Origin of the sequence: Amycolatopsis nalaikhensis, assembly GCF_030264295.1 — a bacterium.
GTDB classification, from domain to species: Bacteria; Actinomycetota; Actinomycetes; order Mycobacteriales; family Pseudonocardiaceae; genus Amycolatopsis; species Amycolatopsis nalaikhensis.
Genome location: NZ_CP127173.1, coordinates 4,361,747 through 4,385,985, shown reverse-complemented (window position 1 = coordinate 4,385,985; position 24,239 = coordinate 4,361,747). Strand labels below are relative to the sequence as shown.

At 69.1% G+C, this 24,239-nt stretch carries 23 protein-coding genes and 1 tRNA gene; 4 read left to right on the top strand and 20 right to left on the bottom strand.

All coding sequences use genetic code 11. The annotated features are described in order from the left end of the window. Positions 1-26: 26 nt before the first annotated feature. Genes QP939_RS21735 through QP939_RS21715 form a run of 5 tightly spaced genes read right to left on the bottom strand, consistent with a single transcriptional unit; the run spans position 27 to position 5,890 of the window. Positions 27-1,256: an OmpA family protein gene (locus QP939_RS21735; RefSeq protein WP_285458643.1), complete on the bottom strand. Its 1,230-nt coding sequence runs from the start codon at positions 1,254-1,256 to the stop codon at positions 27-29. Next, positions 1,240-2,097, bottom strand: coding sequence for a hypothetical protein (locus QP939_RS21730; protein ID WP_285458642.1), 858 nt, complete (start codon positions 2,095-2,097; stop codon positions 1,240-1,242). The genes QP939_RS21735 and QP939_RS21730 overlap by 17 nt, the downstream gene beginning before the upstream one ends. Beyond that, positions 2,094-4,346, bottom strand: coding sequence for a hypothetical protein (locus QP939_RS21725; protein WP_285458641.1), 2,253 nt, complete (start codon positions 4,344-4,346; stop codon positions 2,094-2,096). Before QP939_RS21725 ends, QP939_RS21730 begins: the two co-directional genes overlap by 4 nt. Positions 4,347-4,358: 12 nt before the next feature. Further along, complete coding sequence (locus QP939_RS21720; RefSeq protein ID WP_285458640.1) at positions 4,359-5,066, bottom strand: nucleotidyl cyclase domain-containing protein; 708 nt, start codon at positions 5,064-5,066, stop codon at positions 4,359-4,361. Between the two features lie 50 nt (positions 5,067-5,116). After that, entirely contained in the window at positions 5,117-5,890 is a 774-nt protein-coding gene (locus QP939_RS21715; protein ID WP_285458639.1) for a Crp/Fnr family transcriptional regulator, read from the bottom strand. A gap of 157 nt (positions 5,891-6,047) precedes the next feature. Here QP939_RS21715 and QP939_RS21710 point away from each other — a divergent pair, with 157 nt between their 5' ends. Further along, positions 6,048-6,554: a Pycsar system effector family protein gene (locus QP939_RS21710; protein ID WP_285458638.1), complete on the top strand. Its 507-nt coding sequence runs from the start codon at positions 6,048-6,050 to the stop codon at positions 6,552-6,554. A gap of 67 nt (positions 6,555-6,621) precedes the next feature. Here the strand turns inward: QP939_RS21710 and QP939_RS21705 are convergent, their stop codons facing one another. The 3 genes from QP939_RS21705 to QP939_RS21695 form a co-directional block, all read right to left on the bottom strand. Continuing rightward, entirely contained in the window at positions 6,622-7,323 is a 702-nt protein-coding gene (locus QP939_RS21705) for a Crp/Fnr family transcriptional regulator (protein WP_285458637.1), read from the bottom strand. 204 nt (positions 7,324-7,527) lie between these two features. Continuing rightward, complete coding sequence (locus QP939_RS21700) at positions 7,528-7,737, bottom strand: hypothetical protein (protein WP_285458636.1); 210 nt, start codon at positions 7,735-7,737, stop codon at positions 7,528-7,530. 67 nt (positions 7,738-7,804) lie between these two features. Next, complete coding sequence (locus QP939_RS21695) at positions 7,805-8,392, bottom strand: hypothetical protein (RefSeq protein ID WP_285458635.1); 588 nt, start codon at positions 8,390-8,392, stop codon at positions 7,805-7,807. 405 nt (positions 8,393-8,797) lie between these two features. Here QP939_RS21695 and QP939_RS21690 point away from each other — a divergent pair, with 405 nt between their 5' ends. Further along, positions 8,798-9,073, top strand: coding sequence for a site-specific integrase (locus tag QP939_RS21690; protein WP_285458634.1), 276 nt, complete (start codon positions 8,798-8,800; stop codon positions 9,071-9,073). A 163-nt stretch (positions 9,074-9,236) separates the two neighbouring features. Further along, positions 9,237-9,413, top strand: coding sequence for a site-specific integrase (locus tag QP939_RS21685; RefSeq protein WP_285458633.1), 177 nt, complete (start codon positions 9,237-9,239; stop codon positions 9,411-9,413). 90 nt (positions 9,414-9,503) lie between these two features. Here QP939_RS21685 and QP939_RS21680 read toward each other — a convergent pair. The 5 genes from QP939_RS21680 to QP939_RS21660 form a co-directional block, all read right to left on the bottom strand. Continuing rightward, positions 9,504-9,580: transfer RNA gene (locus tag QP939_RS21680), tRNA-Leu, on the bottom strand. Between the two features lie 24 nt (positions 9,581-9,604). Further along, on the bottom strand, positions 9,605-10,930 hold the full coding sequence (locus QP939_RS21675) for an RICIN domain-containing protein (protein ID WP_285458627.1): 1,326 nt from the start codon (positions 10,928-10,930) through the stop codon (positions 9,605-9,607). Between the two features lie 190 nt (positions 10,931-11,120). Further along, positions 11,121-12,455: an NAD(P)/FAD-dependent oxidoreductase gene (locus QP939_RS21670; RefSeq protein WP_285458626.1), complete on the bottom strand. Its 1,335-nt coding sequence runs from the start codon at positions 12,453-12,455 to the stop codon at positions 11,121-11,123. Between the two features lie 84 nt (positions 12,456-12,539). Further along, on the bottom strand, positions 12,540-13,223 hold the full coding sequence (locus tag QP939_RS21665; protein WP_285458625.1) for a uracil-DNA glycosylase: 684 nt from the start codon (positions 13,221-13,223) through the stop codon (positions 12,540-12,542). Next, positions 13,220-13,879 (bottom strand): endonuclease V, encoded by a 660-nt coding sequence (locus QP939_RS21660; RefSeq protein ID WP_285458624.1) that lies wholly within the window; start codon positions 13,877-13,879, stop codon positions 13,220-13,222. Before QP939_RS21660 ends, QP939_RS21665 begins: the two co-directional genes overlap by 4 nt. A gap of 31 nt (positions 13,880-13,910) precedes the next feature. On the opposite strand from QP939_RS21660, the gene QP939_RS21655 reads away from it, so the two are divergent. Beyond that, entirely contained in the window at positions 13,911-15,404 is a 1,494-nt protein-coding gene (locus QP939_RS21655; protein WP_285458623.1) for a S10 family peptidase, read from the top strand. A gap of 186 nt (positions 15,405-15,590) precedes the next feature. Here the strand turns inward: QP939_RS21655 and QP939_RS21650 are convergent, their stop codons facing one another. From QP939_RS21650 to QP939_RS21620, 7 genes are all read right to left on the bottom strand, one after another. Next, positions 15,591-17,315, bottom strand: a complete 1,725-nt coding sequence (locus QP939_RS21650) for a S8 family serine peptidase (protein ID WP_285458622.1) — start codon at positions 17,313-17,315, stop codon at positions 15,591-15,593. A gap of 73 nt (positions 17,316-17,388) precedes the next feature. Beyond that, positions 17,389-18,387, bottom strand: a complete 999-nt coding sequence (locus QP939_RS21645) for an ABC transporter ATP-binding protein (protein WP_285458621.1) — start codon at positions 18,385-18,387, stop codon at positions 17,389-17,391. Continuing rightward, on the bottom strand, positions 18,380-19,375 hold the full coding sequence (locus QP939_RS21640) for an ABC transporter ATP-binding protein (protein WP_285458620.1): 996 nt from the start codon (positions 19,373-19,375) through the stop codon (positions 18,380-18,382). Before QP939_RS21640 ends, QP939_RS21645 begins: the two co-directional genes overlap by 8 nt. A gap of 6 nt (positions 19,376-19,381) precedes the next feature. Continuing rightward, entirely contained in the window at positions 19,382-20,335 is a 954-nt protein-coding gene (locus QP939_RS21635) for an ABC transporter permease (protein ID WP_285458619.1), read from the bottom strand. Next, on the bottom strand, positions 20,328-21,257 hold the full coding sequence (locus QP939_RS21630; protein WP_285458618.1) for an ABC transporter permease: 930 nt from the start codon (positions 21,255-21,257) through the stop codon (positions 20,328-20,330). Before QP939_RS21630 ends, QP939_RS21635 begins: the two co-directional genes overlap by 8 nt. Positions 21,258-21,359: 102 nt before the next feature. Continuing rightward, positions 21,360-22,946, bottom strand: a complete 1,587-nt coding sequence (locus QP939_RS21625) for a peptide ABC transporter substrate-binding protein (RefSeq protein WP_285458617.1) — start codon at positions 22,944-22,946, stop codon at positions 21,360-21,362. 338 nt (positions 22,947-23,284) lie between these two features. Further along, positions 23,285-24,238: a Ppx/GppA phosphatase family protein gene (locus QP939_RS21620; protein WP_285458616.1), complete on the bottom strand. Its 954-nt coding sequence runs from the start codon at positions 24,236-24,238 to the stop codon at positions 23,285-23,287. Position 24,239 lies beyond the last annotated feature (1 nt).

The window sequence follows — 24,239 nt, the reverse complement described above, 5'->3', positions numbered from 1 at the left end:
CTTTTCAGACTGTTCACGAGTACGACTCATCCGTCGGCGACCTTGATGTCCACCCGGCGGTTGCACTGCCGGGCCTGGTCGTCGGCGCCGCCCGGGCAGTGCGGGGCGGTGGTGGCGAAGCCCACCGCCGTGACGTCCTTGGCGCCGAGTGCGATCAGCGCCTGCCGCACCGCGTCGGCGCGCTGCTGAGCCAGGTGCTGGTTGTAGGCCGCGGTGGACTGGGCCTCCGTGTAGCCGTCGACCTCGATCTTCGCGTTCAGGTGTCCGCCTAGCCCGGCCTTCAGCATCGCCCGACCGGTGTCCGAGATCGCCCAGGAGTTGTTCGTGAACAACACGTCGGCGGATACGTGCAGCACCTCCGAGCCCCGGGCCAGACCGTCCTCCGGTGGGAAGGTGACGGTGGGGTCCGCCGCACCGGGCGCCACGACGCGCGTACCCGCGGCGCGCGTGGTCACCGGCGCGGTCGAGACGCGGCAGGAATCGGCGCGCATCCGGCCGCACAACGTGCTCCACAACGAGTTCAGCCAGGCGAGTGAGCCGGATCCGGGCAGCGGTTGTCCCGCAGCGGGGTGCCCGACGCCGAGCAGGGTCAGGGTGTAACCACGCAGGTCGGGCTCCCGCGCCGCGCACCCGGCCGTCACGCGGTCGACCTCGCTGTCCTTGCCGATGGCCAGGTTGCGCAGGTCCGCGCAGCCGACCGTGGCCAAGCCGTCGGTCACCAGCACGATGTTCTTCTTCCCCGACTGCTGCGCGAAGGCTCCTTTCGCGGCTTCGACGGCACCGAGGACATCCGACCCCGGTTGTCCCGGCGGTCCCTCGGCGACTCCGCGGACCGCGTCGGCCAGGCACTGCTTCGCGGAATCGCGGTCCTCCTTCTGGTTGTCCGGGTTCTGCGCTCCGCTGTCTGTCGTCAGTGTCTGCCGCACCTGCACGGAGGCGCTCGTGCCGTCGAACGTGCCGAGCCGCACCGAGTCGCCGTTGTCCACGGCATTCGCGAGCACGTCCTTGAGCACGGCGTCCTCGTCGACGACCTGATCCGCGGCGCTTCCAGCCCGCGTGGAGTTCGACTGGTCGAACAGGACGAGCGTGCCGTTCTTACTGACGTTCTGGGATGCCCGCATCCAGGCACAGCTGTCCTCGCCGCCGGAACCGTCGCCGGTCACCAACGTGTCGAACCCGCACGAGCCCAGGACCGCAAGGGCGCCGGCGGCCGCGACGACCGCCAGCAGGTACCGGGCCTCACGCAGTCGTTTCAACTTCTTCTCCGTCCAGGTTCGTGCCCAGCGCGAACTTCTCCAAGCCGGCCTGCCGTTCGAAGGACCGCAACGCCTTGTCGTAGGCGTTGGCGAACTCGAAGAGCCCGACGTGCCGGTGCGCGTGGGCCGCGCCGCCAAGGACGCCGACGAGGTGTTCGGCGGTCGTCCGGCGCTGCTGGGAGAGGCTCGCGAGAACCTTCGCCAGGTCCTCATCGACCAACCGAGCCGCCTGCACCGCGGCCGGGTCGCCGTCGAACCGGTCCAGCAGGTCACGCCATCGGGGCAGTAGATCGCCCACGATGTCCAGCCGTAGCAGGGAAACCTTGTGTTCGGCGTCCATCTCGGCCATGCGCTGCCACGCGGGCAGCCACCGCTCGACGATCCGCGGATCGCACCGCACGAACACCTGCGCCCGGCAGGAGACCGTGTTGCCCTGGCCATAACACCAGTTCGGTGCCAGTTCCCGCAGTGCCTCGTTCATCGTTCGCTCGGCCTCGTCGGGCCGGAACGGCGACTTCCGGCGCCCCACCGGCCAGATCGCGGTCCGGAGCTTGTGTTCGGCACTGTCCGCGAACTCGTCCACCATCGAGGTCAGCTTGGCCTGTGTCGGCACGCTCGCCGACCAGATCAGCTCGTAGTCGACGGAGAACTCGAACAACCCCCCTTCCGCCGGTGCCACCAGCGACGTGGTGGAGTACCGGCGCTCGAGCAAGGTCGGGTACTCGACCGGCACGGTCGGCGCCGCGGTCTCGGGAATCGGCTTGTCCTTCTTCTGCCCGAAGAAGAACCGCCAGACCTTCCGGAAGGCTCCCGGCCGCTCCGCGGCCTCCTGCTCACTCATGCGCCGGCCTTTCCGAGGCACCGCCGCAAGGCAGCGAGGATTTCCTCATCGTCGTCTTCCTTCCACTGTCGAAAGTAGAAAAGCGCGCGCGGACGCAACGGCCGCACGTCGAGCACCTCACCGAAGAACTCCACCGTCCACGGCCGCAGCACGTCGTCGGACGTGACCGCGGACAACCAGGCCCGCGACGCGGGCCACGCCTGCCGGGCGACCAGTGGGTTCGACAGGGCGTGCCGCCACAAGGTGACCAGCCGCCCGCGGATCACGTCGTCCTTGTGGGCCTGGCACAACAGCGCGGGCAGCGCCGGCCGCACGTCATCGGCCAGCCGGGTGAGCAGCAACGCTGTGCGCGCCGCCTGCACTTCGACGCTGCGCCGGCCCTGGGAACTCCAGTCCACCAGGGTCTCCAGCACCATCCCGCTGTCGTCGGCCTGCTCCGCGATCCTGGCCATCGCCAGGGGCACCGCGAAACTGGCCGTGTGCTCGGTGCGATCCGCGAGCCGACGCAGGTCGGCGATCGCGGATTCGGCCGGGATGTCCCAGGAAGCCGCCGCGTACGCGCGTGCCGCGGTGTCGTTCATGCACGGGTTCGAGCTTCGGGTCCAGTCGCCGATCTGGTTGCGGACCCGGACCGGCTCGAACTCCGCGAGCAGGTCCATGGCGTAGGCGGCGGTCCAGCGCGCGCGGGTCCGTTCGTTCACTGCCCACGGCCGGATGAGCTCGCGATAGACCTCGAGCAGGTCGTATCGGGCGAAGTGCACGGCCGCGGTCGCCGCGCACCGGCGGGCTTCCTCGGCCGGATGCCCGCCAAGGAACAGCACCCAGTTGATCATCGGCTCACGAGTTTGGTCGAAGTCGTTCCAGAGCACGTCGAGCATGGCCTGCCCCAGCCGCGGCTCGGCCAGTTCGGCCCGGCGGTCCAGGTCGGCCACCATCGAGCCGGGTTGATCGGCCTTGCCGTGGGTCATACCCTCGCCGAGCAGGGCACCGATGTTCCCGTCGAGCACCGCACCTGTCAGGGGCGTGCGGTGCGGTGCGCCCGCCAGCGACAGCGCCTGGAACAACGGCTTCGTTACGTCGAAGACCGTGCTCAGCTGATAGCCGTTGAACAGCGAGTAGGCGATGCGGAATGCGGATTCGTGCAGCAGTCGGCGCGACCTGGTTTCCGAGCGGCGCTCGGTCTCCTTCTCCTTCGGCGCGATCAGCTCGACCGCCAGGTCGCGGAGTCGGCCGTAGAGGCGTCCCAGCGCGTCCGCCGGCGGCCTGCCCTCCCGGCGCGTTTCGAGCAACCGTCCGGCGAGATCGGCCACCTCGCCCGGCGGTGGGTCCGACGCGAGGTACGCCGCGATTTTCGGATCGTCCTGGACGGCGGTGACGAACTCGGCGCGACACGACCTGTCGCACGACTCGCAGTGGCCGACGCAGACCTCGCCCTCCGCCAGCAGTTCGAAGAGCGTGTTCCTGAGCACGCCGTCCGCCGGCGGATTTACGTGCCACAGAGCGTACGGTTCGAGGGAGACGTCGATCTTCGACGCGGGCGGGCCGATGACCACGACGTACGCCTGCCGTTCCCGGGCGGCGGCGGCCAGCCGACCGAGACCGACCCGGGTCACCACCGTGTCCCCACCGACTTCGAGGACGTGGCCACAGCTCGGCCGGAGGACGTCGTCCGCACTCGCCTGCGCGAGTTCGGCGCCTGGAGCGAGGTCGATCTCGCGGATGTTCCCGGCGCCGCACAACTTCGCGAGGACCGCGTACGCGGTTGTCGGCAGGCCACCCTGGCGCGGCCCGCACAGGAGGACCACCGACTCCGTCGCCAGGACGTTCTCCATGGGACCTTGGCTCGGCGACGGCGCGTAGGTGTTGATCCGCCGGTCGACGACGCTCTGGGACAGCTCCGCTCCGTACGCCGCCCGCGCCGGCCGTCCGTTCTGGACCGTCACGGACATGATGCTGCTGAGGTTGCCATCGCCCGTGGCGCGGATCGATGACCGAGTTTCCCCGCCGGGGTTCAGCCCCGTCCGGCTGAAGTCATCGGCTTTGCGCTTGCGCCGGTCCGCGACCGTACGGCGGCCGTAGCCGTTCGCGTCGAGATCCCCGTCTTCGCCGTCGTCCTCCTCGGCCTCGCGCTCGTCGTCGGGCTCTTCGGTGGATTCGGTCTCGCCGCTCGGCTCGGCGAGTTCGGCCTCCGGCACGTCGGACGCGCCGACGACCGGGTCCCCGGGTGGTTCCTGCTCGGCTGCTTCCATCTGATTCCCCGGTCAGTACTGGATGTTGAGGTTGTTGATCACGTTCTTGTTGCGGTTGCCCTTGCTCTTGATCCGATTCGACTGTGCAGGCCTTGCGGCGGGCTCGGCCGGAGGCCGTTTCGCACCGGCGGACGGAACCTGAGCGGCACCGTCCACGAGGTGAACCCACGCCTTGCCTCGGAACAACTTCACCTCGACGTCGACCTCGGTGAACTCCGCGGGCTTGAGGCCCCGCTCGCCTTCAACGACGACGTCGCGGTAGAAGCCCTCGGACACGATCAGGCCCAGTTGCACGCCGGGATTCGCGCGCATGGCCTCGCGCAGGGCGTCGCAGTCGCACAGGCGCGCCGCAGTGGTGACCGGACGTCCGCCGAGATGCTGCCCGTCCTGCTCGACTTCACCGTGGTCAATGGCCGCGCGCAGCCGCAGCTGGCTGTCCGCGCCGGCGTGGCGGTTGTACCGGCTCAGCGCGATGCTCAGGTTGCGCACCAGATCGGCGCCGATCCACGCCCTGGGCACGGTCGGCGGGATCACCCAGGTGGAGCTATCGCCGTCGAACCGGCGGTGCCAGGATTCGGGGTCGAACTGGACGCACGCCGCCGCGGTCTCGTCGAGCACCTGCTTCAGGGCCCGGTCGAGGTGGATCTGCCGAGTCCGTAGGCCGCTACTTGTGTCGCAGGCATCGGTTCTGACAACGGTACGTGACAGGGCGAGCGGCACTGAACACCTCACTTGGCTTGTCGGATTGCTCTGTTCGGAAGATCGGATACTCACCCTTGGTGGTCATGGCGATGTCCACCACATCCCGAGATGGCTTGCTCGTTCTTTCGTGTTGCTGACGCCGCGACCTCGGCGCTCAGGCAGGGCAGACACGGAACGACCTGTCGGCCATAGCCCGTCACGACCAGGCCGCACCTGCGCAGCGAGCGGAAGCAGCGCTGCACGGAGACCTCCGTGACACTGAGGAGTTCCGCGACGTCCTTCTGGGTCAGCGGGATGGCCACCGGGTTCCCGTTCCCCGGGCCGCCGAAGAACACCGCCACGTCGTAAACGGCACGCACGAGCGCCGGGTAGACGTTCCGGCGCGGGCCATGCAGCCGGCGGTGGTTCACCCGGTACAACCGCGCCCGCAGGATGTCGACGAAGTGCAACGCCAGGTCGGGCCGCTCCCGGAGGAACGCCACCATACGGGCGCGCGGGATCCTGCTCACGCAAGCTCGGTTCAGCGCAACCACCGTTGCCGTCTCCTTCGGGTCGGCCTCGGTGGTGAGTTCGCCGACGAGGTCGCCGGGCCCGTAGATGCCGAGGAGATGATCACGTCCTTGCTGGTCACCGGCCCGGACCTTGACATGTCCCTGATGCATGAAGAGAACCGAGTGGGTCGGCTCGCCTTCACGCATCAGGACCGTCCCGGCGCCGACGTAAGACGCCCGACCGAGCGCCACCAGCGCGGCGAATTCCAGCGAATCGAGCCTGCCGCCGAAGCTGGCCGACGGCCACCATTCCCTGGGCGGCCGAGGAGCCCGGCCGGCGTGCTCGTTCATTCCACGAATCCCAACGTCGACTCGAAACGCGATCTTTTCGGCAGTGCCGCGCGCCGGAAACGGCGCTGATCGTCCCGGCGTCACCTCTCCAGCACATTGCGCCGGGAGTGTGGTTTTCTGCATCGACCGGCCACCCGGTCCGTGATCTTCTGGCGCGATGAGGATGAGAAAAAACCGGGCGCACCACTTGTCCCCGATCGATGATCTGCACCTCGCCGTCCACTTGATCGGCGAACTGAACCGGGCGATCGTCGCCGCCGACACAAAAGCCGGGCTGATGCTCGGCACGACCGGCTTCGTGCTCGCCGGCCTCGTCGCGGTCAGCCGCACCACCGGCCAGCACTCCGGGCTGGCAACCCTCGGCGCGGTGCCCGTGCTGCTGGCTCTGCTGGTGTGCGCGGGTTTTCTCCTCGCCACGTTGCGGCCGAGGTTGCCGGGTGCCGGGAGAGCGAACTGGTTCTCGTTCCCCGACTTCCCGCGCGGCACGTCGTGCCGTCCCGACCTGCGGGAACTCGCCGATCAAGCGTGGCAGCAGGTGGCCCTGCTCACGGCGATCGCCCGGCGCAAGCACCGCACGTTCAGGGTCGCGCTCGGCTGGGGTGGCGCCTGCCTCGCCACGTTCGTGTTCTGGTTCGGCGTCGTGTTGCTGATCCCGGCGCCGTGAACCGTACTGCCGGTCGCCGTCGCCGCTCGTCCATCGGCTCCTCCGAAGTTCGTGTTGGAGCGACTGTCTACTCCGCCGGCGGCTGCCCGTCTGCGTCCGAATACACACTCGGCGAACCGTCGGCGATCCGGGCGAGGAGATCCGGGCGCAGGACGACGATCTGCTTGCGGGCGGTGCTGATAGCGCCGAGTTCCCGGAGCCGGCGCAGCGCCTTGGCGACTGCCTCGCGGGACGCACCGGCCGCCTCAGCGAGCTCACTCTGCGTCAGCGGCAGCATGATCACCGTGCCGCGCTGCCCCTGCGCGGCCCGCCCATAGGTCGTCGCGTACTCCGTCAGCAATCGCGCGACCCGCAGGTGGACCGGGTAGGCCCCGTACTCCAGCCGCTGGAGATCGGCCTCGCGAAGGCGCCCGACGACGATCTCGAGCAACCGGAACGCGGCCGCGCCGTCGGCGATCAGCAGGGAACGGAACCTCGCGCCGTCCAGGGTGATCGCGGTGACCGCAGACAGGGCGGTGACCTGCGCCGAACGTGGGCGGCCGTCGATGACGGACAGCTCACCGAGCAGGTCACCCGGGCCGCGCACTGCCAGAACGACCTGCTTCCCCGTCGGCGCCGAAGACGAAACCTTGACCTGTCCAGATTTGACCAGAATAACCTGATCAGTGCGGTCGCCGTACCGGACCAAGATCTGCCCGGCCGCCCACTTCCGCGTCTTTCCGGCGGAATCGAACGCGGTTCTCGCCAAACCGAAGAACTTGTCGGTCAAGAACTTTTCCGTGTTCAGGTCGTCCCTCCTCAGCCTCCCGAATTTGCCTCCTTAATAGGACCTCACCCGGCAGTTGTTACGCCGGTCATCCTTTTGGACCAGCAAGGAAGCCTCCTTGACGAACTCGTTGGCGCGATCAGATCGACCCGGACGGCGCCGCGGCTCGCTGCCCACCTGCGTCGGCGCGAGCTCACGGATTCCCGGCTATTCGTCTTCGAGCTCGGCGAGCACCTCAGCCGAGGTCCGGCCGCCCCCGGCGGCGAGGCGGCGCAGCTCGTCGTGATCTTCTCGCTCGGTAGCGAGCTCGACGAGCAGGTCGACGGCGTCGGAGTGCCCCGCGGCCGCACACTTCCGCAGTTCCCCGGTGTCCCCACACTCGGCGGCCGGTTCGATGGCTTCCTCGGGATTGGTCACGGCGACTCCTCCGCGCTGAAGCGGTACCCGACGCCGGATTCGGTACCACGGCGGGACGGGGCCGACCCTACGTGGCCTTTGCCGGAACCGTGACGGCGACTTCCTGCATCGCGCGGCGCGGCGTAGGCGGGTCGGTCTCGGCGGAATACCCCAGGCGCAGCAAGGCTTGAGGGAACCCGGCCAGGCCGAGGTCCGCGCACAGGGCGCCCGGACCGGCTCCCGGTGCAGCGGCTGGGTCAGCATCGCCGCCACCAGCCCGAGGTCCACTGCCGCCAGCCAAGCGCGCCAGCGCATAGCCCGCGCCGACGGGGTCAGGGCGGGCGTCTTCCACCGTGATGAAGACCAGCACCGTCTCATTCGCCAACCGCGCCGCCAGCTCGGCCGGCTCTGCGATTTCGGTGGCTCGCCGGACCAAACCCGCCCACGGCACCGAGCCCGCCGGGCCCCGGCTGGCCGGCAGGCCGACGCCGTGCCGGTGGGCGCGCTCGTCCCGGATCGTCCACAGCGACAGCTCCCGCTGGTATCCCCCGTCCTGCCGGACGTCCTCCGCGGCGTACCGCAGCAGCCAGGAAGCGACGACGATGTCCCGGCCAGAACGCAGCGGCCGCGCCTCGACGCCCGAAATGGCCACCGCGGCGGTGATCGCGTGGACCACCCGACGGTACCGCCAATCCTCGAACGGCGCCCGGTGGCTGATCCGGTGTTCGACCGCGCCGAACAGCCTCCGTTCCGCCTCCCCGGGGCCGCCCGAGTACCAACGGCGACCCTGGCGACCGGATCTTCCTCACCAGCCGGGAACGTGACCTCGGCCGCGCGACCCAGCGCGCGGGCCGCCAGTTCGAGGTTGGCCACCGCCGCCCCACAGGACGCCGCCCGGTCGCGGCCGCACGGATCGTGGTGCGGCAGTGCCGGTTCGGCGCTCGCGCACTCGCAGCTCGGTGGGGGTGATTTCCAGCAGCCAGGGTTGGGTGTTGTGCACCGAGGGTGCGCGCATCATCGCGCGAGCGAGCACCTCGGCATCGGCCGCGGTCCGGTCCATAGTGGACATCTCGCGCGGGCGTTGACGAGGGAAGAGCGCCGAACGTGGCACGCGCAACTCGAACTCGACCCGAAGGCCGTGCGGCACGACCTGCCGGACCTCACGCGGTTCATGCTGGCGACCGGCGTCCGGATTGGTGAGGCGCTCGCCCTGTACTGGGAAGACGTCACGCTGCCCGATGAGGACGGCGACGGCCTGGGCCTGGCTCGGTCGAATGGACCGTCGTCCGGCTCAAGGGCGTCGGACTCGTCCGCACGGACCCGAAGACCCCGGCGTCCGAGCGGACGATCCCGCTGACCTCCTGGGCAGTGGACTTGCTTCGCCGACGTCGTCTGGCCGCGTTCGCTGAAGGGCGCCTCCCGGCAAGCCCGGTCTTCCCGGACTCGTTGGGGGCCTGCGGGCCCCGTCGAACACACGCCACTCGCTGCGGGAGTGCCGTCGTTCGGAAGGGTTCTCGTGGGTGAAGTCGCACGTCTACCGGAAGACGGCCGGGACCGTGCTCGACGAGGCGGGCTACTCGCCGCGCCAGATCGCCGACTTCCTCGGGCACGCCCGCCCGTCGGTTACCCTCGATCGGTACGTCGGCCGGGGGGCCGTCGCACCCACGATCGCGGACGCGATGGAAGACCTGTTGTGACCGTCAGGTTGTGACCGTCAGGCGAAAGTGGGGCTAAGTGGGGCACTTGATCTTCACTGCGCTCCACTGAGAGCCATTGACCAGCGCGTATGGTGCCCCCGACGGGGTTCGAACCCGCACTTTGTCGATTTTAAGTCGACTGCCTCTGCCAGTTGGGCTACGGGGGCACCGCACACTCTAGGTGATAGGGCTCAGTTCAGTGTCCACGACTGGTTCGCCCCGCCGGTGCACGTCCAGATCTGCAACGGCGTGCCGTCCGCTGAACTCACGCCCGTTGCGTCCAGGCACTTGCCCGATGCCGGGTTGACCAGCTGGTTCGACGCTGTGTGCGTCCACTGCTGCGCGCCCGTTCCGTTGCAGTCGTACAGCTGGACCTTCGTTCCGCTCGCCGTTCCCGCCGCGGCCACGTCCAGGCACTTGCCCAACGCCCGCAACGTTCCCGATGACGACGTCCACTGCTGCGCGTTCGTCCCGTTGCACGTGTACAGGTCGATTGTCGTTCCGTTCGCCGTTGATGCTCCCGCCACGTCGACGCACTTGCCGCCGTAGCCCGTTATCGTGCCGCTCGTCGATGGTGGTGGGGTGCTTCCCGAGATCGCGTTGAAGATCCGCGAATACGCGTAACCCGTCGCCCGGTCGTAGTCGTGGACCTCCCAGAACGACAACTCCGCCACGCCGTTCGACGCGGCGAAGCTCTCCAGTTGCTGCGCGTCCGACTGGCTGAACTGGGCGCCGTCGTCGTTGCGGCCCGCTATCGGCGTCAAGCCCATCATCGCGTACGCCGCCGATGTCGAAATCCCGTACAGGCTTGCCAGCTGGGATGCCGATGCCCGCGCCGCCGACAGGGCGTCGCCCAGGACCGGCTGGCCGTCGTAGAAGTCCATCACCATCAGGTTCACCACGCTGACCTTCACGCCCTTGCTCTTCGCGTCGCGCAAGAGGTCCAGCTCCTTCGACGGCAGCCCCGTCGGGTCGACCGCCAGCGTGTAGTCCACCTGGACCGCCGGGTTCTGCTGCTGCAACGCCGCCAGTGCCGAATTGCGGCGCTGGTTCGACGTCGTGTCGTCGAGGACGCCGCCCTCGATGTCGAAGTCGAGGCGCGGCGTGCCGTACGTGTTGACCACGTTCGCGTACGCCGCCGTCAGGTTGGCCGGGTTCGTGCACGTCTGGGCCAGCTCGCCGCCTTCGGCGCCGCCGAACGACGGGATCACGTTGCCGCCCGCCGCCTGCAGGGCGCTGATCTGCGACTTGAACGAGCCGACGCCCGTGCCGTTCGCCTCCCACACCGGCGTGCAGCCCGACTGCGGCGTCAGGAAGGCGAGCGTGAAGAACTTCGTGCCGGTGGCGCTCATGTCGGCGGCCATGTCACCGGCGTCGGCGTCACTGATCTGCAGGTACGGCGCGGCGTAGTGGGCGGGGAAGGCGGGACCGGCGGCCGCCGCGGTGGACGGTACGCCGATGACGGCGGCGCCGAGCACCGCCGCCGTGAGGGTTGCTCGGGCAAGGGAAACGGGCATGGGAGCTCCAAAGTGGGGAGCCGGAGCGGACTTATTCCGCGTTGTGAAGAAAGGGTTTACCCGCTCTGCGGCCCAGTTGTCCAGACCATGTCGCTCACCGGCACACAGCCGGTCATTTCCCTGCAATAGCCCCGAAAACGGCGAAAGCCCCCGCGCACCGAGGTGCACGGGGGCTTTCCGAAGAGACTTGTCAGGACTTCGAGACGCGCGCGAACTCGTCCTTCGGGTTGTTGATCTGCCCGAGCGAAATGACCTCACGCCGGAACAGCCCACCGAGGATCCAGTCGAACAGGATCCGGATCCGGCGGTTCCACGTCGGCATCGCCTTGAGGTGGTACGCGCGGTGGAAGAGCCACGCCGGGAAGCCCTTGATCTTCAGGTTCAGCGCGTCCGCCACGCCCTTGTGCAGGCCGAGGCTGGCCACCGCGCCGAGGTTCTTGTGGTAGTAGTCCTTCGGCTTGCCGCCGCGCAGGACCTTGATGATGTTCTTCGCCAGCAGCGTTGCCTGGCGCACCGCGTGCTGCGCGTTCGGGGGGCACGTCGCCGTCGGGTCCTCTTCCGTGCGCGACAAGTCCGGGATCGCCGCGTTGTCGCCCGCCGTCCACACCTCCGGGTGACCCACGACCTGCATCGCCGCCGTCGCTTCGAGGCGGCCTCGCTTGTCCAGCGGGAGGTCCGAGTTGGCCAGCACCGGGTTGGCCTTCACCCCCGCCGTCCAGATGATCGTGTCCGTGTCGAACTCCGTGCCGTCCGAGAGCACCACGTGGCCGTTCTCGAACGACTTCGCCGCCGTCGACAGGTACACCTCGATGCCGCGCTTCTCCAGCTGCTCGACCGTGTACACGCCCAGCGTCTCGCGGACCTCGGGCAGGATGCGGCCCGCCGCCTCGACGAGCACCCAGCGGATGTCCGACACCTTGATGTTCGGGTAGTAGTTCTCCACCGCGAACCGGGTCATGTCCTCGAGCTCGGCCAGCGCCTCGATGCCGGCGAACCCGCCGCCGACCACCGTAAACGTCAGGAGGCGCTTGCGCAGCTCGGGGTCGAGCGTGCTGGCCGCCTCGTCGAGCTTCGTCATGATGTGGTTGCGCAGGTAGATCGCCTCGCCGATGGTCTTGAAGGCGATGCCCTGCTCGACCAGGCCCGGGATCGGCAGGATGCGCGCGACGGCGCCCAGCGCGACGACCAGGACGTCGTAGCCCAGCTGCTCGATGTGGCCGTCGGCCGCCTCGACCGTGACGGACTTCTTGTCGTTCTCGATCTTGGTGACGCGCGCGGTCAGCACGTGGCAGCGCTTCAGCACCCGCCGCAGCGGCACGACCACGTGCCGGGGCTCGATCGCGCCGGCCGCGGCCTCCGGGAGGAACGGCGCGTAGGTCATGTGGGGCTGCGGGTCAACGACGGTCACGGACGCCTCGTTGGCCCGGAGCATCTTCTGGAGGCCGTACGCCGTGTAGAGCCCGACGTACCCACCACCGAGGACGAGGATCCGAGTCGGTTCCGACTTCGACTTCGCAGCAGCCATGTCCTCATGGTGACACCTTCCCGGACGGTCCGCTCGGGGACCCCATCCGGCTGTGACCAGCGTCGCGGCTGTTTCCGTAACGATTCAGTCCGACCCTGTCACCGAGGTCGCGGCGCGGAAGACGGCCGCCACCATGGCGTGGGTCACGCGCCGAGTCTGGACATTGCGCGGCGACACGTGGTAACAGCCGAAAAGCCGCAGGTCGCCCAGCTCCACGACGGCGCCGTGCCCGAACACCGGACGCGGCCGCGGCACCGGCCAGCCCGCCGCTTCGAGCACGGGCAGTAACGCCTGCCAGCCGAACGCCCCGAGCACCACGATCGCGCGCAGTGTCGGACGTAACAGTGTCAGCTCCTCCGCCAGCCACGGACGGCAGGTGTCGCGCTCGGCGGGCGTCGGCTTGTTGTCCGGCGGGGCGCAGCGCACCGGCGAGACGAGCCGGGTGCCGTACAGCTCGAGGCCGTCGCCGATCGCGGTCGACGTCGGCTGCGACGCGAGCCCGACCTCGTGCAGCACCCGGAAGAGGAAGTCGCCCGACGGGTCGCCGGTGAACATCCGGCCGGTGCGGTTCGCGCCGTGCGCCGAGGGCGCCAGGCCGACCACGGCGATCGACGCGTCCGGCGGCCCGAAGCCCGGAACCGGGCGCGCCCAGTACTCCTCACCGCGGAACGCCGCCTTCGTCCCCGCGACGCCTTCGCGCCACTTCACCAGCCGGGGGCAGGCGCGGCACCCGGCGACGGCGACGTCCAACTCGGCCAGCGACTTCATCGCAGCGCCGCCCGGGAGAGCCGGTCGGCCTGCCGCGTGGTCTCGGGCAGCCGGTAGCGCGGCGTCAGCGCCAGGGTGAGGCGGCAGGCGTGGGCCAGGTCGATGCGGTGCCCCGCCGAGACGTACACCGGCTTGACGCCGTCCTGGGTCCGCAGCGCCGCGCCGACGACCTCACCGGCGTCGACCAGCGGTTCCGCCGACCCGCGGGCGGGCGCCGGGTCGGCGTGGGTGCCGACGAACCGCGTCTTGCCGACGCCGAACGCGGGCCACCCGGTCAGCACGCCCAGGTGGCAGGCCAGGCCGAAGCGCCGCGGGTGGGCGAGGCCGTGGCCGTCGCAGACCAGGACGTCGGGCTCGCGGTCGAGGCGCTCGAGCGCGGCCAGCAGCGGCGGGAGCTCGCGGAAGGCGAACAGGCCCGGCTCGTACGGGAAGACGGCCTCCGCGCGGTGGGTGCGCGCCTCGACCACGGTGAGCCCGGCCGTCTCGAGGGTGACGACGGCCGCGGCGAAGCCGTCCCGCTCGTCGTAGGCGACGTCGAGGCCGGTCACCGTCGGCGGCAGCTCGGGGCCGTCGTCGGTCAGGTCGACGCGCTCGCGCAGGCGTTCCTGGACGGCTAGCGCCTCCTCGACCGTCGACGGCCAGTCCCCGGTGTGCACCAAGTCACCCTGCCACAACTAAGTTGGGGCCATGGCGGACACGACCCCCGAAGAGGCTCCCGAGACGAAGGCTCCGGAAACGACGGAGATCCCAGCCGAGCCGACCGACGACATCGTCACGACCCAGCACACCCTGACCGTGAAGCGGAAGAAGCTCGCGTACACGGCGAAGGCGGGTCGGATCGTCCTCCGCAAGGAGATCGTGAAGGACGGCAAGTCCGAGGGCTTCAAGGCGAAGGCGGAGGTGTTCATCACCTCCTACACCCTCGACGACACCGACCCGGGGACGCGGCCGGTGACGTTCGCCTTCAACGGCGGGCCCGGTTCCTCCAGCATCTGGCTCCACATGGGCCTGATGGGGCCGCGGCGGGTGCTCTCGGGCGACGTCGACGATCTCGTGCCGCCGCCGTACGGGCTGGCCGACAACCCCGAGACGCTGCTCGCGCACAGCGACCTGGTGTTCATCGACCCGGTGTCGACGGGCTACTCGCGCGTCGCGGGCGGCGAGGAGACCAAGGACTTCCACGGGTTCCAGGGCGACATCGAGTCGGTCGGCGAGATCATCCGGCTGTGGGTGTCGCGCCACCAGCGCTGGCTGTCGCCGAAGTTCCTGGCCGGCGAGTCGTACGGCACGCTGCGCGCCGCCGGGCTGGCCGCGCACCTGCAGGAGCGGCACGGGCTGTACGTCAACGGCCTGCTGCTCATCTCGTCGGTGCTCGACCTCGGCACGCTGCGGTTCACCGAGGGCAACGACCTGCCGTACTCGCTGTACGTGCCGACGTACGCGGCGATCGCGCACTACCACGGCCTGCACGGCGAGCGCCCGCTCGACGACGTGCTCGCCGACGCCGAGGACTTCGCGGCGAAGGAGCTGCCGTGGGCGCTGTCCCGCGGCGCCCGGCTGTCCACACAGGACCGGACGGAGGCGGTGGCGACGCTGGCGTCGCTGACCGGGCTCAGCGAGTCCTATGTGGACCGGGTGAACCTGCGGATCGAGCACGTCCGGTTCTTCACCGAGCTGCTGCGCGACCGCGGCCTGACGGTCGGCCGGATGGACGGCCGGTTCACGACGTGGGAGGTCGACGGCGGCCGCGAGCACATGAGCGACGACCCGTCGATTTCCCGCGTGGTCGGCGCCTACGCGGCGGGGTTCAACCACTACGTCCGGGCCGAGCTGGGGTACGAGAACGACCTGCCGTACGAGATCATCCACGAGGACACGTTCAAAGCCTGGTCGTACAAGGAGTTCGAGGGCCGCTCGGTGTCGGTGGTGGACTCGCTGAGCGCGGCGATGCGGGCGAACCCGCACCTGAAGGTGCACGTGGCGTTCGGCCACTACGACGGCGCGACGGCGTACTTCGCGGCCGAGCACGTGCTGGCCCACCTGCGGATCCCGGAGGAGCTGAGGGACAACATCGACACGGCGTACTACCCGGCCGGGCACATGATGTACGTCCACGAGCCGACCCGGGTGCAGCAGTCGAAGGACCTGGCGAAGTTCGTCAAGAAGGCCTCGAACCGCTGACGCGGCCGAAGGTCACCTGGCGTCGCCGTCGCGGAACGGCGGCCGAACGGTTTACCGGCTGTAGTGACCGCTCCCCGACCCGTTGTGTGAGCACCGCGGTCGGCAGGTGGCCGCCGAGGCTGCGCCCGCCCACGCGGAACGCCCCGGACAGGTGTCCTGCCCGGGGCGTTCCGTTTCACGTGTTCGTCACTTCAGGAACTGCGCGCCCCTGGTCACCGCGGCGTAGGCGTCGACCGCGCCGTTGCCGTAGAAACCGTTGAACGACGGGTCGCCTTCGCAGGTCGCCGTGAACGACGCGTCGCGGCCTTCCTTCAGGTAGTCCACCGTGCGCGGGACCGGGCAGGCGATGTCCGCCGCCGTGCCCTCGAGGACGCGCTGGACCTTGTCCGGGTCCATGCCGAACTCGCCGTGGGCCTTCTTGCCGTACTGCGAGATGATCAGCGCCGACACACCGGTCGCGTGCGGGGTCGCCATCGACGTGCCCTGCAGCCACTGGTAGTAGCCGACGCGGCCGTCCGCGGCGGTCGCCTTCTTGACGCCCGCGGCCAGGCCGGCCTCGGTGATGTTGCCGTCCGCGTCGATGTTGCCCTCGGCGACGCCGACGTTCTTCGGGTACGTCGAGAGGATCTCGTTCTCGACCGTGCGGTACCACGGCGTGCCGAAGCCGTCGCGGAAGAAGCCGCCCGGCGCCGACACCGAGATCTGCTCGAGGCCGTAGTTCGAGTAGTCCGCCTTCTTCTGCGACGGGCCGAACGCGCTCACGCCGATCGTGTGGTTGCCCTCGACCGGCAGGTTGAGGCAGCTGGCGTTGTCGATCGTGCGCGGGTGCGTCGTGTTCGCCGGGTAGTCCGGGCTCGTCGTGTCCGGCTGCGGCGCACCGAGGTCGGTGTGCTGGTTGCCCAGCGCGACCACCATCGTGACGCCCTTGCGGTGCGCGTAGTTCAGCGCGCGCTGCGTGGCCTCGATGATCGTGCGCTGCTCGGCCTGCTCGGCGGCCGAGTCGGCCGGGTTCGCCGTGCAGTTGTAGAGCCACGGGTCGGTGTAGAACGACATGTTGACCACGTCGATGCCCGCGTCACCGGCGTAGGTCAGCGCGTCGACGGTCGGCTGCAGGAAGAAGTAGCCCGAGTCCTGGCCGGCGCGGATGTTCACCAGCGTCACGTTCGGCGCGACGCCGGAGACTCCGAAGCCGTTCGCGGCCGCCGCGATGGTGCCGGCGACGTGCGTGCCGTGGCCGCCGTCGTCGTGGTTGGCCGGGTCGACGCAGCCGCGGAACTCGCACGGCCCGTCCACCTCGACGCCGTTGACGTCGGTCGGGATGTCGCGGGTGAAGTTGCGCGAGTCGGCCAGGTCGAAGTTCGGCGCGATGTCGGGGTGCGTGCCGTCGATGCCGGTGTCGATGACGCCGACCTTGACCTGCTTGCTGCCCGGCTGCTTGGTGCGCGAGAGGTCCGAGCGGACGGACTTGAGGCCCCAGAGCTGGTCGTCCAGCGGGTCCATCCCGGCCGCGGCGTTCGCGGCGGCCTTGTTCGCGGCGGCGCCGCGGCCCTCCTTCTCGACGTTCGCGTCGCTCTTGACCTTCTTGCCGTTCTTCGGCACCGAGCCGATGACCTGGGCCTTGGCGGCGCCGAACACGGCGCGGTTCGTCGTGACGCGCTCGGTGAAGCCCGTCGCCGGGGCGCTGGCCTTGATGAGGCCGACCGCGGTGTTGGTCTCCAGGACCGTGCCGCCCGCGGCCTTGATCGCCTGCTGGGCGCCGCCGATGCTCTGGACGTCCTTGGCGAGCACGGTGAACTCGGTCGCCGGCCCGGACAGCGCGGGCTGCGCCGACGCGGCCGGGACCGCGACCGCGGAAACCGCGCCGAACAGCGGCACGGCCAGCACCGCGGCCAGAAGCCTGGGTCTCTTCACGATTCTCCTCCTCGGGAAAGCGGTTCCTGCACCGTATAGACCGGACAATGCGCAAACAACGGCCAAACGTACGTTATGGAACAACCGACTTCTGCTCCGCGAAGTGACAAGCTGACGGATGCCCGTCCGTCCTGGGCACCAGCTCCGGCACTTCCTCGGCGCACTTGTCCTGCGCTTTCCAGCACCGCGTGCGGAACCGGCACCCGGACGGGGGATCCAGGGGACTCGGCACGTCGCCGGTCAGCCGGATCACCTGCCGCTGCCCGCGCACGGCCGGGTCCGCCACCGGCACCGCCGACAGCAGCGCCTGGGTGTACGGGTGGGACGGTCGCTCGTAGATCTCCTCGTCGGTACCGGTCTCGACGATCTTGCCGAGGTACATCACGGCGACCCGGTTGGACAGGTGCCGAACCACCGAAAGGTCGTGCGCGATGAAGACGTACGAGAGCCCGAACTCGCCCTGGAGGTCGCCGAGCAGGTTCATCACCTGCGCCTGGATCGAGACGTCCAATGCGGACACCGGCTCGTCGCAGATGATCACCTTGGGCCGCAGCGCCAGTGCCCGCGCGATGCCGATGCGCTGGCGCTGCCCGCCGGAGAACTGGTGCGGGTAGCGGTTGATGTGCTCGGGGTTGAGCCCGACGACGTCGAGCAGCTCCCGCACCTTGGCCGCCCGCGAGCCCTTCGGGGCGACTTCGGGGTGGATTTCGAACGGCTCGCCGACGATGTCACCGACCGTCATCCGCGGGTTCAACGACGTGTACGGGTCCTGCAGCACGATCTGGATCTCGCGCCGCAGCTTGCGCAGTTCGTTGCCGCGCAGGCCGAAGATGTCCCGGCCCTCGAACGTCGCCGACCCGCTCGTCGGTTCCTCGAGGCGCATGAGGACCTGGGCGAGTGTCGACTTTCCGCAGCCGGATTCGCCGACGACGCCGAGCGTCTCGCCGGGCATCAGGTCGAACGAGACGCCGTCGACCGCCTTGACCTGGCCGATCGTGCGCTTGAACAGGATGCCGGTGCGGACCGGGAAGTACTTCTTCAGGTCGGTGACCGAGAGAATGGGGTCAGGCACGGGAGTTCACCACCTCTTCGGCGAAGTGGCACGCGCTGGTCCGGCCGAAGCCGATCCCCAGCGGTGGCGGGACTTCCTCGGAACAGCGGGCCTCGGCGCGCTTGCACCGCGGGTGGAACGCGCAGCCGGGCGGGATGTCGAGCAGGCTGGGCGGCAGGCCCTTGATGGTTTCCAGGGTCTGTCCTTTGAGGTCCAGCCGCGGCAGCGAGTCCATCAGGGCCGCGGTGTAGGGGTGGGCGGGCGCGCGGAACAGCTCGACGACGTCGGCCTGCTCGACGATCCGGCCCGCATACATCACGGCGATCCGGTCGGCGACTTCGGCGACCACGCCGAGGTCGTGCGTGATGAGGACGAGCCCCATCTTGCGCTCGGCCTGGATTTCCGCGAGCAGGTCCATGATCTGGGCCTGCACGGTGACATCGAGCGCGGTGGTCGGCTCGTCGGCGATGAGCAGGTCCGGGTCGAGGGCGAGTGACATCGCGATCATCGCGCGCTGGCGCATGCCGCCGGAGAACTGGTGCGGATAGTCCTTGATCCGCCGCTCGGCCGCCGGAATCCGCACCGTGTCGAGGAGCTCGATCGCCCGCTTCCGGGCGTCCTTTTTGGACATGCCGAGCCGGACGCGCAGCTGTTCCTCGATCTGGAAGCCCACGGTGAACACCGGGTTCAGCGCGGAGAGGGCGTCCTGGAAGATCATCGCGATCTCGCTGCCGCGCACCTCGCGGCGGCGTTCGTCGGACGCGGTCAGCAGGTCCTCGCCGCGCCAGCGCACGGCGCCGCCGGTGATCACGCCGGGCGGGGTGTCGAGGATGCCCATCACCGTCTGCGCGGTGACGCTCTTGCCGGACCCGGATTCGCCGAGCACGGCCAGGGTTTCGCCCGCGTGGACCGAGTAGCCGACGCCGTTGAGCACGTTCGCCACGCCGTCGGACGTGCGGAACTCGACGTGCAGGTCTTCGACTTCGAGGAGGAGTTCGTTGTCGGACAAGGAGATCTACCTCGACTTCGGATCGAGCGCGTCGCGGATGCCGTCACCCAGCATCACGAAGGCCAGCACGGTCAGGGTGACGAAGGCGCCGGGGAACAGCAGCATGTGCGGGTCGACGCGGAAGTAGTCGCGCGAGTCGCTGATCATCACGCCCCACGAGATCACCGGCGGGCGCACGCCGATGCCGAGGTAGGCCAGCGTCGCCTCGGCGCCGATGAACGCGCCGAGCGCGATGGTCGCGTACACCAGCACCGGGGCGAGGGTGTTCGGCAGCAGGTGCCGGAAGATGATCCGCGGGGTGCTCGCGCCGAGGCCGCGCGCGGCCTTGACGTAGTCGAGCTGCTTGGCCACCAGCGTCGCCGAGCGCATGATCCGCATGGCCACCGGCCAGCTCAGCACCGCGATCGAGCAGACCACCTGGACGATGATCGTGACGCCGCCGGGGTTCGAGCCGGGCGCGTTGAACGTCGTCAGGATGACGATCGCGCCGAGCACGAACGGCAGGCCGGCGAAGATGTCGCCGAAGCGCGACAGGATGCTGTCGACGATCCGGCCGTAGTAGCCGGCCAGGATGCCGACGATCGAGCCGATGAGGACGGTCAGCAGCGTCGAGAACACCCCGACCAGCAGCGACGCGCGGGCGCCGTAGATCGTGCGCGCGTAGACGTCGTAACCCTGGTTGTCGTAGCCGAACCAGGCGTCGGCGGACGGGCCTTCGTTGGCGTGCGCGAGATCGCTGAAGCCCGCTTCGCGCGAGCTGAACAGGCCGGGCGCGATCGCGATCAGCACGACCAGTGCGATGATCACGGCGGAGGCGACGAACGCCGGCTTGCGCCGCAGCTGGCGCCAGGCGTCGCTCCACAGGCTGCGGGGCTTGTGCGGGCCGGTGGCGGAGTCGTCGACGCGGGACAGCTCGGCCGCGTCGGCCCCGCCGCCGCCCACCAGGTTCGGGTCAGTCATAGCGGATCCTCGGGTCGAGAACGGCGTAGAGCAGGTCCACGATCAGGCTCATCAGCAGGTACACCAGCACCAGCAGGACGACGACGCCGACGACGGTCGCGCTCTCCCGGTTCTGGATGCCGCGGAAGATGAGCCCGCCCAGTCCGTTGATGTTGAACACGCCTTCGGTGACGATCGCGCCGCCCATCAGCGCGCCGAGGTCGGTGCCGAGGAACGTGAGCACCGGGATCACCGAGTTGCGGAGCAGGTGGACGCCGACGACGCGGCTCTGCGGCTGTCCTTTCGCGATCGCCGTCCGCACGTAGTCGGCGCGGCGGTTTTCGGCGATGCTCGTTCTCGACAACCGAGCGACGTAGGCCATGGACAGGCTGCCGAGCGCGATGCCCGGCACGATCAGCTCGCCGATGCTGGGGTTGTCCGAGACGCTCGCCTCGATCAGGCCGAGCCCGTTGCTGCCCAGGGCGAGCTGCAGCACGATCGCCGTCACGAACACCGGCAGCGAGATCAGGAAGGTGGTCGAGACCAGCACGAGGTTGTCGAGGAAACCCTTGCCCCGCAAGCCGGTCAGCACCCCGGCGGTGAGGCCGATGAGCGCTTCGATGATCACCGCGACGACCGCGAGGCGCAGCGTGATCGGGTACGAGGTGGCGATCAGCTCGCCGACCGAGGTGCCGTTGAACGTCTCGCCCCAGTCGCCGGTGAACAGGCTGCCGAGGTACTTGAAGTACTGGACGAAGACGTTGTCGTTCAGGTTGAACTTCTCGGTCATCTGGGCGATGTAGGCCGGCGGGCAGGCGGTCTGGCCGCACTTGCCGGAGAACGGGTCGCCGGGCACGGCCCAGACGAGGACGTAGATCAGGAACGTGGTGCCGAAGAAGACCGGGATCAGCTGGAGCAGCCGTCGCAGGACATAGCGGATCATGACGAGTTCCTAGTGCGCGCCGGCCGTCGTGAGTGTTCAGGGCGGTTCTAACCGCCCTGAACACTCACGACGGCGTGGTGGTGGGTGCGATCGGTCAGCGCGTCACTTCTTCAGGACCTCGATGGACGGGTAGTCCGGCATGCGGCGGAAGTCCAGCGCCGCCGACTTGAGGTTCTTCGACTTCGCCGCGACGCCCTTCTCGTCCCACACCGGGATCGTCGGCAGGTCCTTGGCGATCAGGTCCTCGGCCTGCTGGTACAGCCGCACCGCGGCGTCCTTGTCGGCCGTGGCGTCGGCCTGCGCGAGGATCGCGTCGACCTGCGGGTTCGAGTACGTCGAGTCGTTCGAGGAGCCGCCGGTCTTGTAGAGCGGGTTGAGGAAGTCCTCGATGGACGGGTAGTCCGCCGACCAGTCCGAACGGCCCATGCCGGTCAGCTTGTGGCCGGTGACGATGCTGCGCCACTGGCCGAAGTCGGTGGCCGGCACGAAGTCGCACTCGACGCCGAGGGTGTTCTTGATGCTGTTGCACGCCGCGACCAGCGGTTCCTTGCGGCCACCGTCCGCGTTGGACGCGATGGTCAGCTTGCCCTTGAAGCCGGACTTCGCGAAGGCCTCCTTGGCCGCCGCCGGGTCGTACTTGCAGAACTGGCAGACCCCCGGCCGGTAGCCCGGGAGGCCCTGCGAGATGTAGCCGTCCGCGGGCACGTAGGTGTCGTTCATGACGGTCTTGGTGATCTGCGCGCGGTCGATCGACATCGAGATGGCCTTGCGCAGCTCGAGGTTGTTGTAGCCCGGCACGTAGTACGGCAGCGCGATGGTGCTGATCCCGAGCAGGTGGCCGGTGACGAGCCGGTCGCCGAGGTCCGCCTTGTACTTCCCGCCGGCGACGGCCGACGGCGGCAGCGCCTCCATGAAGTCGAGCCGCCCGCTCAGCAGGTCCTGGTAGGCGGTCTCCTGGCTGGCGTAGATCTTGATGTCGAGGTCCTTGAAGTGGACCTTGTCGTCACCCTTGTAGTCGTCGTTGCGGGTGAGCTTGATGTCCTGGTTCGGCGTCCGCGAGACGAACTTCATCGGGCCGTTGCCGATCGGGTGCTGCTCGAAGGCCTTGGGGTCCTTGAAGAACGAGTCCGGCAGCGGCGCGAAGGCCTGGTAGCCGACCTTGATGTCGAAGACGGAAAACGGCGCGTCCAGCGTCACCTGGAACTCGTAGTCGTTCTTCTGCACCAGGCCGGACATCTTGTCCGTGGTGGGCTTGGCGTTCTCGTCCTCGGGGTGGACGTCCTTGTAGCCCTGGATGTTCGAGAAGAAGTCGGTGTTGAGCTGCCCGTTCGGGGCGTAGGCGCCGTAGTTCCAGGCGTCGATGAAGTTGTGCGCCTTCACCTCGGTGCCGTCGTGGAACTTCCAGCCCTGCTTGATCTTGATGTCGTAGACCTTGGAGTCGGTCGTCGTGATCGAGTCGGCCATCAGGTTGAACGGCTTGGCGTCCGCGCCCTTGAAGCCGACCAGCGTGGCGAACATGACCTGGATGGCCTTGGTGCCGCCGAGGTCGTTGATGTTGGTCGGGACCAGCGCGTTCTGCGGTTCGGTGCCGTAGACGCTGACCGTGCCGTCCGGGTCCGTCTCGCCGGCACCCGCGGAGCTTCCCGACCCGCCACCGCACGCGGCGAGCACGAGTGCCAGCGAAGTCATCACCACCGTGGGTCCCCAGAGCCTGCGCGAACGACGCATGATCCCCTCCATCTCCGTGACGTCCGAAAGGTGAGACGCACGCTATCGGGGGCGATGAAGCCGATCACAGGACTGCGGTGTTGCAAATCAGTGACGACCGTCAGGACCACCTGGTTGGAGCACAACGAAGGGAGGAATTCGGATACTCCGGACGGCCCAGCGCGGACTGCTGGTCATCGGGTGCTCACGGTTAGTTTTTCTTGCGCCACAAGCCCTTTCGGCTGTCCGAAAGGGCTTGTGCGGGGGTTGTCAAGGGGGTGGCCGGGTGGCGGGGGTCTGGACCACGGCGTCGGGGCGGGTCAGGCCAGCGACAACGCGATGCCGTCCAGGATGTCGTGCTCGCTGACCACCAGCTCGGTCGGCCCGCCGCGCGCCGCCAGCTGCTCCGCGAGGGTCTGGACCACCACCGCGCCGCCGCCGATCACGTCCACCCGGCCCGGGTGGATCACCGGGTTGGCCGCGCGCGTCGCGTGGTCCTCCGACAGCAGGCGCGCCGCGAGGCGGTCGATGTCCGCCGCGCTCAGCTTCGACAGGTGGACCCGGTCGCGGTCGTACTCCGGCAGCTCCTGGGCGATCGCCGACAGCGTGGTCACCGTGCCCGCGACCCCCACCCACGTCCGGGCCTGCCCGACGTCGACGACGTCGAACGCCTCGGTGAGGACCTTGCCCGCCAGGTCGCGGGCGGCGGCGATCTCGGCCGCGGTCGGCGGGTCGCTCTTCAGCGCGCGCTCGGTGATGCGGACGCAGCCGATGTCGACGGACTTCGCCGTCAGCACTTCGGCCTTGCGCCCGTCCCACGTGCCGAGGACCAGTTCGGTCGAACCACCGCCGACGTCGGCCACGACGAACGGGCCGTCGTCCGGGTCCTGCTCCCCGACCGCGCCGGTGAAGCTCAGCCGCGCTTCCTCGTCGCCGCTGATCACCTCGGCCTCGACACCGAGGGTCTCGCGTGTCATGCGGAAGAAGTCGTCGCGGTTCTTCGCGTCGCGGGTCGCGGACGTCGCCACCATCCGCACCTTCTCGACGCCCTTGCGCCGCGCGGCGATCGTGTAGTCGGCGAGCGCGACGCGCGTGCGTTCGAGCGCCTCCGGGGCGAGCTCGCCGGTGGCGTCGACGCCTTGGCCGAGCCGGACGATCCGCATCTCGCGGTGCAGGTCGCGCAGGTCGACCGTGCCGTCGTGGCGCGGCGTCAGCTCGGCGACGAGCAGGCGGATGGAGTTGGTCCCACAGTCGATCGCGGCAACACGAGGCATG

Coding starts and splice junctions, on each gene's coding strand:
- QP939_RS21730 (WP_285458642.1), bottom strand. CDS start 2,097: ATGAGTGAGCAGGAGGCCGCGGAGCGGCCGGGAGCCTTCCGGAAGGTC.
- QP939_RS21725 (WP_285458641.1), bottom strand. CDS start 4,346: ATGGAAGCAGCCGAGCAGGAACCACCCGGGGACCCGGTCGTCGGCGCG.
- QP939_RS21715 (WP_285458639.1), bottom strand. CDS start 5,890: ATGAACGAGCACGCCGGCCGGGCTCCTCGGCCGCCCAGGGAATGGTGG.
- QP939_RS21710 (WP_285458638.1), top strand. CDS start 6,048: ATGAGGATGAGAAAAAACCGGGCGCACCACTTGTCCCCGATCGATGAT.
- QP939_RS21675 (WP_285458627.1), bottom strand. CDS start 10,930: ATGCCCGTTTCCCTTGCCCGAGCAACCCTCACGGCGGCGGTGCTCGGC.
- QP939_RS21670 (WP_285458626.1), bottom strand. CDS start 12,455: ATGGCTGCTGCGAAGTCGAAGTCGGAACCGACTCGGATCCTCGTCCTC.
- QP939_RS21665 (WP_285458625.1), bottom strand. CDS start 13,223: ATGAAGTCGCTGGCCGAGTTGGACGTCGCCGTCGCCGGGTGCCGCGCC.
- QP939_RS21655 (WP_285458623.1), top strand. CDS start 13,911: ATGGCGGACACGACCCCCGAAGAGGCTCCCGAGACGAAGGCTCCGGAA.
- QP939_RS21635 (WP_285458619.1), bottom strand. CDS start 20,335: ATGACTGACCCGAACCTGGTGGGCGGCGGCGGGGCCGACGCGGCCGAG.
- QP939_RS21630 (WP_285458618.1), bottom strand. CDS start 21,257: ATGATCCGCTATGTCCTGCGACGGCTGCTCCAGCTGATCCCGGTCTTC.
- QP939_RS21625 (WP_285458617.1), bottom strand. CDS start 22,946: ATGACTTCGCTGGCACTCGTGCTCGCCGCGTGCGGTGGCGGGTCGGGA.
- QP939_RS21620 (WP_285458616.1), bottom strand. CDS start 24,238: ATGCCTCGTGTTGCCGCGATCGACTGTGGGACCAACTCCATCCGCCTG.